The organism is Streptomyces sp. NBC_00572 (genome assembly GCF_026341815.1).
Taxonomy (GTDB): Bacteria; Actinomycetota; Actinomycetes; order Streptomycetales; family Streptomycetaceae; genus Streptomyces.
In genome coordinates, this window is sequence record NZ_JAPENX010000001.1 from 2,976,901 (window position 1) to 2,990,248 (window position 13,348).

Consider the following 13,348-nt stretch of genomic DNA (forward strand, 5'->3'; position numbering starts at 1 on the left):
GCGAGTGTCGGTGGCATGCGAACCCCAACGATCGCGGGGCCCACGTCCGGGGCCCTCCCCGCCCGGGAACACCTGCCGGTGAACATCGCGGGACGGCCCGTCCTGGACGTGGTGATCCCCGTCTACAACGAGGAGAAGGACCTGGAGCCGTGCGTCCGCCGGCTCCACGAACACCTCCTCCGGACCTTCCCGTACGGCTTCCGCATCACCGTCGCCGACAACGCCTCCACCGACAGCACCCCCGACGTCGCCGCCGGCCTCGCCGCCGAGGTGCCCGAGGTGCGCTCCGTACGTCTGGAGCAGAAGGGGCGTGGCCGGGCGCTGCGGACGGTGTGGTCGGGCTCGGACGCGCCCGTCCTCGCGTATATGGACGTGGACCTGTCCACCGACCTGAACGCCCTGCTCCCGCTGGTCGCGCCGCTGATCTCCGGCCACTCCGACCTGGCGATCGGCTCCCGGCTCGCCCGCTCCTCGCGGGTGGTGCGCGGCCCGAAGCGCGAGTTCATCTCCCGCGCGTACAACCTGATCCTGCGCGGCTCGCTGGCCGCCCGGTTCTCCGACGCGCAGTGCGGGTTCAAGGCGATCCGACGGGACGTCGCCGAGCGGCTCCTCCCGATGGTGGAGGACACCGGCTGGTTCTTCGACACCGAGCTGCTCGTCCTCGCCGAGCGCGCCGGGCTGCGGATCCACGAGGTGCCGGTCGACTGGGTCGACGACCCCGACTCGACCGTGCACATCGTCAGCACGGCCACCGACGACCTCAAGGGCGTCTGGCGGGTCGGGCGGGCCCTCGCGACGGGTTCGTTGCCCCTCGACCGGCTGGCCAGGCCCTTCGGCGACGACCCCCGGGACCGTGAACTCAGCGGTGTGCCGGGCGGACTGGCCCGTCAGCTGGTCGGCTTCTGCGTGGTCGGGGCCCTCTCCACGCTGTTCTACATAGCCCTGTACTCGCTCTTCCGGCTCGGCGTCGGCCCGCAGTTCGCCAACGCCGCCGCCCTCCTGGTCTCCGCCGTCGCCAACACGGCGGCCAACCGGCGGCTCACCTTCGGGGTACGGGGCCGGGACCGGGCCGTCCGCCATCAGGCGCAGGGGCTCGTGGTCTTCGCCATCGGCCTGGCCCTGACCAGCGGTTCGCTCGCCGCCCTCGGCGCGGCGACCGGCGATCCGGCGCACTCCACCGAGCTCGCCGTCCTGGTCGTCGCCAACCTCGCCGCGACCGTCCTGCGCTTCCTGCTCTTCCGGCTCTGGGTCTTCCCCGAGCGGGCCACCTCAAGGAACGACCCAAGGAACGACCGATGACTTCGACCTCCCTGGCCGCGTCGGCCGGCGCGGCCCATGCCGCGCCGTCCCGCGGTGGCCCCCTCACCCGGCTCTGGCGCGGCCGCGCCGAGGACGCCCCCTGGGTCCGTCCCGCGTTCCTCGGCCTGCTCGCCGTGACCACCGTGCTCTACCTGTGGAACCTGAGCGCCTCCGGCTACGCCAACTCCTTCTACTCCGCCGCCGTCCAGGCGGGTGGCGCGAGCTGGAAGGCCTTCTTCTTCGGCTCGCTCGACGCGGCCAACGCCATCACCGTCGACAAGCCGCCGGCCGCCCTCTGGCCGATGGCCCTCTCCGTCCGCCTCTTCGGCCTCGGCTCCTGGCAGATCCTCGTGCCCGAGGTGCTCATGGGCGTGGCCACCGTCGCCGTGCTCTACGCGGCCGTACGGCGCCGGTTCGGCGCGGGCGCGGGCCTGATCGCCGGTGTGGTCCTGGCGCTCACGCCCGTCGCGGCGCTGATGTTCCGCTTCAACAACCCGGACGCGCTGCTCGCCCTGCTCATGACGGTCGCCGTCTACTGCGTGCTGCGCGCCCTCGAACAGGACAAGGGCGCGGCGAAGTGGCTCGTGTGGGCCGGGGTGGCCTTCGGCTTCGCGTTCCTCGCGAAGACCCTGCAGGCCTTCCTGATCCTGCCGCCGCTCGCCCTCGTCTACGGGGTGTGCGCACCGGGTGGTATCGGGCGCCGGATCGGCCGGCTCGCCCTCGCCGGGCTCGCGATGATCGTGTCGGCGGGTTGGTGGGTGGCCCTGGTCGAACTGTGGCCGGCGTCCTCCCGCCCGTACGTCGGAGGCTCGCAGAACAACAGCTTCCTGGAGCTGACCTTCGGCTACAACGGCCTCGGCCGGATCAACGGCAACGAGACCGGCAGCGTCGGCGGCGGGGGAGGCGGCGGCGGTGGCGGTGGCGGCCGGTGGGGCGAGACCGGCATCGTCCGGATGTTCAACGACTCCATCGGCGGCCAGATCTCCTGGCTCCTGCCGGCCGCGCTGGTCCTCCTCGTCGCGGGGCTCGTCGTCACCTGGCGGGCGCCCCGGACGGACACCGCGCGCTCGGCGTTCCTGGTGTGGGGCGGTTCGCTGCTGATCACGCTGGCCGTGTTCAGCTTCATGGCCGGCATCTTCCACGAGTACTACACGGTGGCCCTGGCCCCGTACCTCGCGGCGCTCGTCGGCATGGGCGCGGCCGTGCTCTGGGAGGAGCGCACCCGGCTGCTCGCCTCGGCGGCCCTCGCGGTGACGGTGGCGGTGACCGCCTGGTGGGGCTGGGCCCTGCTCGGGCGGACGCCGGACTGGCAGCCGTGGCTGCGCTGGACGGTCCTCGTCGCGGGCGCGGTGGCCGCGCTCGGGCTGCTCTTCGCGGGCCGGATCGACCGGCGGCTCGGCCTCGGGGTCGCGGGCCTCGGCCTGGCGGCGGGACTCGCGGGTCCCTTCGCGTACACCCTGGCGACGGTGGACTCCGGACACCAGGGCTCGATCGTCACGGCGGGCCCGTCCGGCGGCGCGATGGGCGGCCGGGGTCCCGGCGGCGGTGGCGGCATGCGGATGATGGAGGGCGGGGGGTTCCCCGGCGGCGGCCAGGGCGGCCAGATGCCCGGTGGTCCCGGTGGCCAGGGCGGTCAGATGCCGGGTGGCCAGGGCGGCGGACAGATGCCGGGTGGCCAGGGCGGCAGTCAGATGCCCAACGGCCAGGGCCAGGCTCAGGGCCAGGCTCAGGGCCAGACCCAGGGCCAGATGCCCGGCGGCACCCCGCCTCAGGGCACGACCCGAGGCGAAGGCCCCGGCGGTGGCGGCGGCATGGGCGGCCTGCTCAACGGCGCCAGTGTCGGTACGGCGGCGAAGAGCGCGCTCCTCGCGGACGCCGACTCCTACACCTGGGTCGCGGCCACGGTCGGCGCCCAGAACGCGGCCAGCTACCAGCTCGCCACCGAGAAGCCGGTGATGGCGATCGGCGGCTTCAACGGCAGCGACCCGTCCCCGACCCTCGCGCAGTTCAAGCAGTACGTCGCCGAGGGGAAGATCCACTACTTCATCGGCAGCGGTGAGAGCGGCGGCAGCGCCGGCGGCACCGGTGAGGACGGCGGGGGCCGCATGGGCGGCGGCGGTGGCCCCGGCGGCAACTCGGAGATCTCCACCTGGGTCGCGGAGACCTTCGAGAAGGTCACGGTCGGCAACGCCACGTTCTACGACCTGACCGCCGAGAAGTAGATAAGCGCTATACAGCGTAAGAGAGTCCTTGTACGGTGTACGAGACCTAGTCCCGTACACCGTACAAGGAGCCCTGCCCATGACGGCGACGACCGCCGCGACCGAACCGACCGCCACCGGCGGTCACCCGCAGCGCTGGCTGATCCTCGGCGTCATCTGCCTCGCCCAGCTCACCGTGCTGCTCGACAACACCGTGCTCAGCGTCGCCATCCCGTCGCTGACCTCCGAACTCCACGCGACCACCACCGACATCCAGTGGATGATCAACGCGTACTCGCTCGTCCAGTCCGGCCTGCTGCTCAGCGCGGGCAACGCCGCCGACCGCTACGGCCGCAAGAAGCTGCTCGCGATCGGCCTCGCGCTCTTCGGCCTCGGCTCGCTCGCCGCCGGCCTCGCCGACTCCACCGCCCAGCTGATCGCAGCCCGCGCGGGCATGGGCGTCGGCGGCGCGCTCCTGATGACCACCACCCTCGCCGTCGTCATGCAGATCTTCGACGACTCGGAGCGGGTCAAGGCCATCGCACTCTGGTCGACCGTCGCCTCGCTCGGCTTCGCCGGCGGCCCGCTGATCGGCGGCGTGATCCTCAACCACTTCTGGTGGGGAATGATCTTCCTGATCAACATCCCGGTCGCGGTCGTGGCCCTCGTCGCCGTCCTCAAGCTCGTCCCGGAGTCCAAGAACCCGCAGGGCGAGCGCCCCGACCTGCTCGGCGCGCTGCTCTCCACCATCGGCATGACCGCCGTCGTGTACGCGATCATCAGCGGCCCCGAGCACGGCTGGGTCTCCGCACAGGTGCTGGTCCCGGCCGTGATCGGTCTGCTCGGCCTCGGCGCGTTCGCGCTGTGGGAGCTGCACACCCCGTACCCGATGCTCGACATGCACTTCTTCCGGAACCAGAAGTTCATCGGCGCCATCGGCGGTTCGATCCTGGTCGTCTTCGGCATGGGCGGATCGCTCTTCCTGCTCACCCAGCACCTGCAGTTCGTGCTCGGCTACGAGCCTCTGGAGGCCGGTCTGCGGATGGCGCCGCTCGCGCTGACCATCGTCGGTCTCAACCTGACCGGCATCGGCCCGAAGATCGTCATGAAGCTGGGTACCCCGCCCACCGTCGTCCTCGGCATGACCCTGGTGGCCGGCGGCCTCACCTCGATCTCGCTGCTCGGCGGCGGCACGGACGGCAGCTACGCGGGCATGCTCCTCGGCCTGGTCCTGATGGGCGGCGGCATCGCCGTCTCCTCCCCGGCCATGGCCAACGCGATCATGAGCTCGATCCCGCCGGAGAAGGCGGGCGTGGGCGCCGGGATCAACGGCACCCTCGCCGAGTTCGGCAACGGCCTCGGTGTCGCCGTCCTCGGCGCCGTCCTCAACGCCCGCTTCGCCGCGCTCGTCGCCGTCACCGCGACCTCCCTCCCGGCCGCCCTGGCCGCCGCGGGCAGCGATGCCGAGCGCCAGGAGATCTCCGACGCCTTCGCCTCCGGCCTCCAGACCAGCCAGCTCGTCGGCGCGATCGCGGTCTTCGCCGGCGGTCTGGTCGCGGCGGCCCTGCTCCGGCGGGCCGAGCGCACGGAGAAGGCCCTGGCATCCGAGCAGTCCATCGCTGCCTAGCATGGTCACGGAGCACTGACAGACGGAGGAACGCGATGGTCAAGGCAGCCGACCGGGCCAAGAACCCGGCGCGTTCCAGCGTCTGGCTGGAGACCCGGACCCAGCGGAGCGGCGGCGGTCCGGCCGGTCTCGACCGGGACCGGATCGTCGCCGCCGCGATCCGGATGCTCGACGAGGAGGGCCTGGCCAAGCTGTCGATGCGCAAGCTCGCGGCCGAGCTGAACGTCACCGCGATGTCCCTGTACTGGTACGTGGACACCAAGGACGACATCATCGAGTTCGCCATGGACAGCGCGTACAGCGAGTTCGATCTCGCGGAGATCGACGCCGCCGCGGGCTGGCAGGACCGGATCCGGGTGCTCGCCACGGGATACCGCCGGATGCTGGTCCGCCATCCGTGGATGTCGCCGAGCGCCGGGCAGTACCTGAACATCGGCCCGCACGCGATCGCCGTCGGCGCCAAGATCCAGGAGACGATCGCGGGCACAGGCCTGCCGATCGACCGTCAGCCCAGCGCGACCTCGGCGGTCTTCCAGTTCGTGTACGGCTACGGGACGATCGAGTCCCAGTTCAGGCGGCGTGCGGCGGAGGCCGGGATGTCGCAGGACGACTTCTACGTGGAGTCGGTCAAGGCCTTCCGCGACAACCCCGGCTTCGTGGACGCCATCGAACCCATGGCGGAGATCCTCGACGAGCGGGCCTCGCACGGCACCGTCACCGAGATCTGGGACCGTGACTTCGTCTACGCCCTGGACGTCTTCGTGGCCGGCATCGAGACCATGGTTTCCCGTGAAACCGAGGCCCGCGACGCCAGGGCCCCCGAAACCGAGAAATGACGGAGCGGCGGGCCGTCCCCTGCCCGCCGCTCCGTACCGGACCCGGCCGCGCCTCCGCTCGAAGCGCGCCCGGGAGTCTCTTTTCTAGGCCTCCGCGGCCACCGGCTTCTCGTCGGCCTTCACCGAGCTGCTCTTCAGGGCGACTTCCTTGATGAACAGCGTCACCACGAAGGCCAGCAGCGCGAACGGCGCCGAGTAGAGGAAGACGTCGCCGACGCCGTGCCCGTACGCGCTCTCCATGACCGTGCGGATGGGGGCCGGCAGCTTGTCCATGTCGGGGATCCCGCCGCCCGAGCCGCCCTGGCCCATGGCCGCCGCGGCCTTCGGGCCGAGCTCGGTCAGGCCCTCCTTGACGTAGTCCGTGACCCGGTGGGCCATGACCGCGCCGAGCGCCGAGACACCGATCGCACCGCCCAGGGAGCGGAAGAAGGTGACGACGGAGGAGGCGGCGCCGAGGTCGGCGGGGGCCACCTGGTTCTGGGTGCAGAGCACCAGGTTCTGCATCATCATGCCGAGGCCGAGGCCGAGGACCGCCATGAAGAGCGCGATGTGCCAGTACGTCGTGTCGTAGCGGATCGTGCCGAGCAGCCCGAGGCCGCCCGCGGCGAGGGCGCCGCCGCTGACCAGCCACGCCTTCCACCTGCCGGTCTTGGTGATGATCAGACCGGAGACGGTGGAGGAGACGAACAGGCCCGCGATCATCGGGATGGTGAGGACGCCGGACATCGTCGGCGACTCGTTGCGCGCCAGCTGGAAGTACTGGCTGAAGAAGACCGTGCCGGCGAACATCGCGACACCCACGAAGAGCGAGGCGAGCGAGGCGAGGGTGATCGTGCGGTTGCGGAAGAGGCGGAGCGGGATGATCGGCTCGCTCGCCTTCGACTCGACGAGCAGGAAGATCCCGCCGAGCGCGATCGCGCCGAGCACCATCGCGGCCGTCTGCCAGGACATCCAGTCGTACTTGTCGCCCGCGAAGGTGACCCAGATGAGGAGCAGGGAGACGGCGGCGCTGATGAAGAAGGCGCCGGCCCAGTCGACCTTGACCTTGCGCTTCACGACGGGGAGCTTGAGGGTCTTCTGCAGGACGATCAGCGCGATGATCGCGAAGGGCACGCCCACGTAGAAGCACCAGCGCCAGCCGAGCCAGTCGGTGTCGGTGATGACGCCGCCGAGGAGCGGGCCGCCGACGGTGGCGACGGCGAAGGTCGCGCCGAGGTAGCCGCTGTACCGGCCGCGCTCACGCGGGGCGATCATCGCGGCCAGGATGATCTGGGAGAGGGCGGTCAGACCGCCGACGCCGATGCCCTGGACGACACGGCAGGCGATGAGCATGCCGGTGCTCTGCGAGAGGCCGGCGACGACCGAGCCCGCCACGTAGATGACCAGGGCTATCTGGACGAGCAGCTTCTTGGAGAAGAGGTCCGCGAGCTTGCCCCAGAGCGGGGTGGTCGCGGTCATCGAGAGCAGCGCGGCGGTGACCACCCAGGTGTAGGCGGACTGGCCGCCGCCCAGGTCGGTGATGATCTGGGGGAGGGCGTTGGAGACGATCGTCGAGGACAGGATGGCGACGAACATGCCGAGCAGCAGCCCGGACAGCGCCTCCATGATCTGCTTGTGCGTCATCGGGGCGCCGCCGGAGGCGGTGTCCCCCTGCTTGGCGCTCCCGCCGCTCACACCGGTCTCTGGTGTGGTGGTCGTAGCCATCAAGTTCCTTCGTTCTCAAGCGTGGTGGGCCCGGCAGTCCCCGAAGGAATCGCGGAGGCGGGCGAGCAGGGTGGTGAGCAGTTCGACGTCGTCGTCGGACCACTCCGCGAGGGTGCGGGCGAGCATGTCGGTCAGCCGTCGGTCGAGGACGGCGAGCATGTCTTCGCCCGCCCGGGTCAGGTGCAGGATGCGGGAGCGTTTGTCGGCGGGATCGGGCAGTCGCTCGACCCAGCCGCGGTCCACGGTGTGGGCCACGTGGCGGCTGCTGACCGACATGTCGACGGCCATCAGTTCGGACACCCGGCCCATCCGCATGTCGCCGTGGTGGTTGAGCAGGGCGAGGACGATGGCGGATCCGCCGGGGCACTCGGTGGGCAGGACCCGCGCGAGGCCGCGCTTCACCGCTCCGATGGCGCTCACCTGGCGGGCGAGGTTCTCGTAGCGATTGCCTCGGTCCATCGAGCTGTCCATCGAGCCGTCCATCGGGCACCCCATAGATGTTGTTGCTTAGGGCAACCATAGAGATGGATGGTTGCTCCAGGCAAACTAAATCGGTCAAACGGCGCTAAAGAATCGGCAAAGGTGGAGCGGAGGTGTGGGTCGCGGATGCTTCCGCCGAGGTGGGGGTGCGGGGCTTGGGCCCGTCACCCGTACTTCGCTAGGGTCCTGACCCATGGCACACAACCCCCAAGCACCGTACGGCCAGGGCCAGGGCCCCGAGGGCTCCTACAACGACCCCGCCGGCAGCACCCAGATGTTCCGCGCCTTCGTCGACGAGGGCGCCCCGCAGCAGCGGCAGCCGCAGGCCGCGGCCACGTCGTCGGGTGGTCCGAAGGTCGGCCTGATCGTCGGAGTGGTCGCGGTGATCGTCGTCCTGGCGGCCGTCGCGTGGCTGGCCCTGGGCTGACCGACCCGTCCCTCACCGAGCCCCGGGTGGGCCGGATCCGCACCACGCGGACCCGGCCCACCTTTTCGTTTCCTACCGCGGGGTGACGGAGTCCAGCGCGGGCGCGAGGACCGCGAAGGCCTCCCCGATCAGCGCGGCCGGGTCCGCCGCGCTCTCCGCGTCCTCCCCCTCGCTCCACCGGCGCAGTACGGCGTCGAACGCGGCCAGTGCCATGCCCGCGGCCAGCCGGGGATAGAGGTCGGACCCGGGATCGCGCCCCAGGCGGACGGCCAGCTCCTCCGTCAGTTCCTCGCGCCACTGTGCCTGGTGCTCCAGGAGGCGGGCGAGCAGTGCGGGGGTCCGCAGGATCAGCCGGACCACCGGCAGGGCGCGCTCGGCGTGGTCGCCGCACGTCTTCAGGGGTACGGAGACGGCGTGCAGGAGTGCCTCGGAGGGGCGCTCCCCGGCGGGCCGGGCGGCGAGCCCGACGCGCATGTCGGCGCCCATGCCGGCCAGGAACTGGACGACCACGTCCTCCTTGGACGCGAAGTACCGGAAGAAGGTCCGCTTGGAGACCCCGGCGGTGGTCGCGATCTCGTCGACGGTGACCGCGTCGAAGCCCTTGAGGGCAAGCAGTTGGAGGGCCGCCTCGGTGAGCTCGGTCGCGACGAGCTGACGTTTGCGCTGGGCCAGGCTGACGGGGCCGGTGTCGGGGCGGCTACTCACCGGAGAATGGTAACGCGGTGCCTTCGATGACACCAAGACCCCTCTACGGCATTCAGCCGCATGCTTAACACTCAGTGACACAGGCGGCAGCGTGTGTCGCATGACCAAGAAGCAGAGCTGGACCGCCGACCGGATCCCGGACCAGACCGGGCGGCGCTTCGTCGTCACCGGGGCCAACAGCGGTCTCGGCCTCGCCACCACCCGCGAGCTCGCCCGCCGGGGCGGCCGCGTGGTCCTCGCCGTACGGGACGAGGAGAAGGGCCGCCGGGCCGCCGACGAGCTCGTGGCGGCCGGAGTCGCGCCGGACCTCCTCGACGTACGCCCCCTCGACCTGGCGGACCTCGACTCGGTCCGCGCCTTCGCGGGCCGGATGCGCGAGGAGCACGACCGCCTGGACGTACTGGTCAACAACGCGGGCGTGATGGCTCCGCCCCGCACCCTCAGCCCCCAGGGGCACGAGCTCCAGTTCGCCACCAACCACCTCGGCCACTTCGCGCTCACCGGGCTGCTGCTCGATCTGCTCGCCGCGGGGCGGGACCCCCGGGTGGTCACGGTCAGCTCGATCAACCACCGGCAGGGCCGCCTCCGCTTCGACGACCTCGCCGGTGAGCGCGGGTACGCACCCATGGCCTTCTACAACCAGTCGAAGTTCGCCAACGCCGTCTTCGGACAGGAGCTCCACCGGCGCCTGACCGGGGCCGGCAGCCCGGTCCGCGGAGTGCTCGCCCACCCCGGCTACACCGCCACCCGACTCCAGATCCGGGACACCTCCGGCCTCCTGCGCTGGGTCTTCACTCACCTCGGCAACCCGCACATCGCCCAGAGCCCGGAGCGGGGCGCGCTGCCGCAGCTGTACGCGGCGACCGAACCGGGCCTGGCGGGCGGCGAGTTCATCGGCCCCGACGGCATGGCCGAGCTGCGCGGCGCACCGACCCGGGTACGCCTCTCCGACGCGGCGGCCGACGCCGGGACGGGCCGCAGACTGTGGGACGTCTCGGAGGACCTCACGGGGGTGCGCTTCCCCGTCACTGCCAGCTAGCGGAGACCTTCCGGGTGTCGATCCGCATCCCCAGCGGCACCCGCCAGGAGTCCACGCACACGGTGTACGTCTCCGTCCGCGCCGTCCCGGCGGCGATCGGCGCCGGCAGCGGCTGGGTGGAGATGAGCGTCGCCCAGTCGACGCCGAGGGCGCCGATGACATGGGTGGCGAAGGTGACCGTGCCCGAACGGGCCGCCGTACCCCCGCTGTTCGAGAAGGTGACGGTCACCTTCTCGCACCAGCGCCGGTCCCCGTCGGCGAGGACGGGCGCGGAGACGGTGACCACGGCGGGCCCGGGCGTGGGCTTGGGCGTGGGGACCGGGGTGGGGGTGGTGGGCGCCGGCGTGCCGGTACCGGTGCCGGGCGCGGGCTCGGAGGGCGGTGCGGAGGGCGTACGGGGAGGGGTGCCGGCGCCGGGACCCGGGGGCGTACCGCCGGAGCCGCCCGGTGCGGTCGTCGGGGCCGCACTCGACCCCGTACCCGTGCCGGCCCCTGCGCCCGCCCCCGTACTCGCGTCCGCACCGGAAGACCCGGGTGTGCCCGGGGGCGCGGTGTCCCCACCCACCGGCGGCACCACGGGCGACGGGTCCGGGTCCGGCGAGGGCGACGACGTGCTGGACGTGTCCCCGCGCGTCGTGGGGCCGTCCAGGGGGACGAGCGTGACCGCGCCCGAGGGCGTGCCCGCACCGCCCGGGGAGGGGCCGGCGCCCACCGCCGCGTACCCCTCGCCGTCTCCTCCACCGCCACAGGCGGTCAGCGCCCCGCCGAGGCAGAGCGCCACCGCCACGAGTCCCGGCTTCCTTCGCCTCATGACCGCCAGTCTGGCTGACGATCCGTCAGTAAGGGAGCCCTTCGGGGAACTCAGTCCGCGATGAGGCCCTCGCGCAGCTGGGCGAGGGTGCGGGTGAGCAGCCGGGAGACGTGCATCTGGGAGATGCCGACCTCCTCGCCGATCTGCGACTGGGTCATGTTGGCGAAGAAGCGCAGCATGATGATCTGCCGCTCACGGGGCGGGAGTTTGGCGAGCAGCGGCTTGAGCGACTCGCGGTACTCGACGCCTTCGAGGGCCGTGTCCTCGTAGCCGAGGCGGTCGGCGAGCGAGCCCTCGCCGCCGTCGTCCTCGGGCGAGGGGGAGTCGAGCGAGGAGGCGGTGTACGCGTTGCCCACGGCGAGGCCGTCGACGACGTCCTCCTCCGACACCCCGAGTACGGCGGCGAGTTCGGGCACGGTCGGGGAGCGGTCGAGCTTCTGGGCGAGCTCGTCGCTGGCCTTGGTGAGGGCGAGGCGCAGCTCCTGGAGCCGGCGCGGGACGCGCACGGACCACGAGGTGTCGCGGAAGAAGCGCTTGATCTCGCCGACGACCGTCGGCATCGCGAACGTCGGGAACTCCACGCCCCGTTCGCAGTCGAAGCGGTCGATCGCCTTGATGAGGCCGATGGTGCCGACCTGGACGATGTCCTCCATCGGCTCGTTGCGGGAGCGGAAGCGGGCCGCCGCGTACCGCACGAGGGGGAGGTTGAGCTCGATCAGGGTGTCGCGGACGTAGGTCCGCTCCGGGCTGTCCGTGGCGGCGCCCTGGTCGTCGAGGGCGCGCAGCCGGAGGAAGAGGGAGCGCGAGAGGGTGCGGGTGTCGAGGGCTCCCGACGTGACGACCATCGGCGGAGGCGAGGCCTCCGTGCTGTCGGTCGCGGTCGGCGCCGTCGTCTGCGCGGGCACGGGAACGGGCGTGAGCGTGAGCACCTTCGAGCTGCCCAGTTCTGTGGACATGCCACCCCCTTGAGGTCGCGGACGGTCGCGGTGGCCGCGACCATCTGAGGAACGCAGCCACCACCTGAATACCGGCGGCGGGGCTGCGGCAAACTCGGTTCCAGCAGAATGTCACATGTCGGCAACACGCTGTAGTGACTTGTCGACAAGGCGAGGGTGTATATCCGCAGGAAACAAGGGGTGTACGGCATTTGGGGCGCCGCGGAACTGCTCCGAACCGGTCTACCCGTTCCGGTTACGCCTCGATTCTGTTTGCGGATCTCAAACGCGCGAAGCTGCGGGCGAGGAGTCTTGACACATGCATCTGGGAGACGCCGAGTTCCTGGCTGATCTGAGACTGGGTCAAGTTGCTGTAGTAGCGCAGCATGAGGATCCGCTGCTCGCGCTCGGGCAGTTGTACGAGCAGATGCCGGACGAGGTCGCGGTGTTCGACGCCGGCCAGGGCGGGGTCCTCGTAGCCGAGCCGGTCGAGCAGTCCGGGCAGCCCGTCGCCCTCCTGTGCGGCCTCCAGGGAGGTCGCGTGGTACGAGCGTCCGGCCTCGATGCAGGCGAGCACCTCGTCCTCGCCGATCCGGAGCCGCTCGGCGATCTCGGCGGTCGTGGGGGAGCGGCCGTGAGCGGTCGTCAGGTCCTCGGTGGCGCCGTTCACCTGGACCCACAGCTCGTGCAGCCGGCGCGGCACGTGCACGGTGCGGACGTTGTCGCGGAAGTACCGCTTGATCTCGCCGACGACCGTCGGCATGGCGAAGGTCGGGAACTGGACGCCACGGTCGGGGTCGAAGCGGTCGATGGCGTTGATGAGGCCGATGGTGCCGACCTGGACGACGTCCTCCATCGGCTCGTTGCGGGAGCGGAAGCGGGCCGCCGCGTACCGCACGAGGGGGAGGTTGGCCTCGATGAGGGCCCCGCGCACCCGGTGGTGCTCCGGAGTGCCCGGTTCCAGGTTCTTGAGCTGCCCGAAGAGCACCTGGGTGAGGGCGCGGGTGTCGGCGCCACGGGTGCTCTGGGGCCGGGTGCGAGGGGTCTCCGCGCCGCCTGCCTCGTGCTGGGGCGGGACTTGAGGTGCTGTACTGGCCGGCACGTTCACGCCACCCCTTTGGCTGGTCTTGCTGGTCGACTGGGTCAACTACGGTCAACTCATCCGTCAAAAGCGGTCATAGCATCACAAGACATGTCCACTGTGTGCAAGCACCGCATAGCCACGTGTTGAGGGCATGTTGGCGGAAAAAGGGGAGGTCACGCGCGGAATCGCCGACGAAAAAG

General features: G+C 71.2%; 12 protein-coding genes. 7 read left to right on the forward strand and 5 right to left on the reverse strand.

Features of this window, described 5'->3' with window-relative positions; translation table 11 throughout:
• Window positions 1-15 precede the first annotated feature (15 nt).
• The 4 genes from OG514_RS13670 (at window position 16) to OG514_RS13685 (ending at window position 5,963) form a co-directional block, all read left to right on the forward strand.
• Window positions 16-1,299 carry a bifunctional glycosyltransferase family 2/GtrA family protein gene (locus OG514_RS13670; protein WP_266894322.1) on the forward strand — a complete coding sequence of 428 codons (1,284 nt, stop codon included), beginning with the start codon at window positions 16-18 and terminating at the stop codon, window positions 1,297-1,299.
• Window positions 1,296-3,521, forward strand: a complete 2,226-nt coding sequence (locus OG514_RS13675) for a glycosyltransferase family 39 protein (protein WP_266894324.1) — start codon at window positions 1,296-1,298, stop codon at window positions 3,519-3,521. The genes OG514_RS13670 and OG514_RS13675 overlap by 4 nt, the downstream gene beginning before the upstream one ends.
• Before the next feature lie 79 nt (window positions 3,522-3,600).
• Window positions 3,601-5,127, forward strand: coding sequence for an MFS transporter (locus tag OG514_RS13680; protein WP_266894326.1), 1,527 nt, complete (start codon window positions 3,601-3,603; stop codon window positions 5,125-5,127).
• A gap of 35 nt (window positions 5,128-5,162) precedes the next feature.
• A complete protein-coding gene (locus OG514_RS13685) occupies window positions 5,163-5,963 on the forward strand; it encodes a TetR/AcrR family transcriptional regulator (RefSeq protein WP_266894328.1) in 801 nt (266 codons plus the stop codon).
• Between the two features lie 84 nt (window positions 5,964-6,047).
• Here OG514_RS13685 and OG514_RS13690 read toward each other — a convergent pair whose 3' ends face one another.
• Window positions 6,048-7,667, reverse strand: a complete 1,620-nt coding sequence (locus OG514_RS13690; RefSeq protein ID WP_323181539.1) for an MDR family MFS transporter — start codon at window positions 7,665-7,667, stop codon at window positions 6,048-6,050.
• Between the two features lie 15 nt (window positions 7,668-7,682).
• Window positions 7,683-8,126 carry a MarR family winged helix-turn-helix transcriptional regulator gene (locus tag OG514_RS13695; RefSeq protein ID WP_266894330.1) on the reverse strand — a complete coding sequence of 148 codons (444 nt, stop codon included), beginning with the start codon at window positions 8,124-8,126 and terminating at the stop codon, window positions 7,683-7,685.
• Between the two features lie 214 nt (window positions 8,127-8,340).
• On the opposite strand from OG514_RS13695, the gene OG514_RS13700 reads away from it, so the two are divergent.
• Window positions 8,341-8,574 carry a hypothetical protein gene (locus OG514_RS13700; RefSeq protein ID WP_266894332.1) on the forward strand — a complete coding sequence of 78 codons (234 nt, stop codon included), beginning with the start codon at window positions 8,341-8,343 and terminating at the stop codon, window positions 8,572-8,574.
• Between the two features lie 72 nt (window positions 8,575-8,646).
• On the opposite strand, the gene OG514_RS13705 is transcribed toward OG514_RS13700, so the two are convergent.
• Window positions 8,647-9,279 carry a TetR family transcriptional regulator gene (locus OG514_RS13705; protein WP_266894334.1) on the reverse strand — a complete coding sequence of 211 codons (633 nt, stop codon included), beginning with the start codon at window positions 9,277-9,279 and terminating at the stop codon, window positions 8,647-8,649.
• 100 nt (window positions 9,280-9,379) lie between these two features.
• Here OG514_RS13705 and OG514_RS13710 point away from each other — a divergent pair, with 100 nt between their 5' ends.
• Window positions 9,380-10,318: an oxidoreductase gene (locus OG514_RS13710; protein WP_266894336.1), complete on the forward strand. Its 939-nt coding sequence runs from the start codon at window positions 9,380-9,382 to the stop codon at window positions 10,316-10,318.
• 14 nt (window positions 10,319-10,332) lie between these two features.
• Complete coding sequence (locus OG514_RS13715) at window positions 10,333-11,193, forward strand: hypothetical protein (protein ID WP_266894338.1); 861 nt, start codon at window positions 10,333-10,335, stop codon at window positions 11,191-11,193.
• Here the strand turns inward: OG514_RS13715 and OG514_RS13720 are convergent.
• Window positions 11,180-12,085: an RNA polymerase sigma factor SigF gene (locus OG514_RS13720; protein ID WP_266894340.1), complete on the reverse strand. Its 906-nt coding sequence runs from the start codon at window positions 12,083-12,085 to the stop codon at window positions 11,180-11,182. The genes OG514_RS13715 and OG514_RS13720 overlap by 14 nt on opposite strands.
• A gap of 235 nt (window positions 12,086-12,320) precedes the next feature.
• The gene (locus OG514_RS13725) at window positions 12,321-13,166 is read right to left on the reverse strand and encodes an RNA polymerase sigma factor SigF (protein WP_266894342.1); all 846 of its coding nucleotides are present in this window, start codon (window positions 13,164-13,166) and stop codon (window positions 12,321-12,323) included.
• Between the last annotated feature and the right edge of the window lie 182 nt (window positions 13,167-13,348).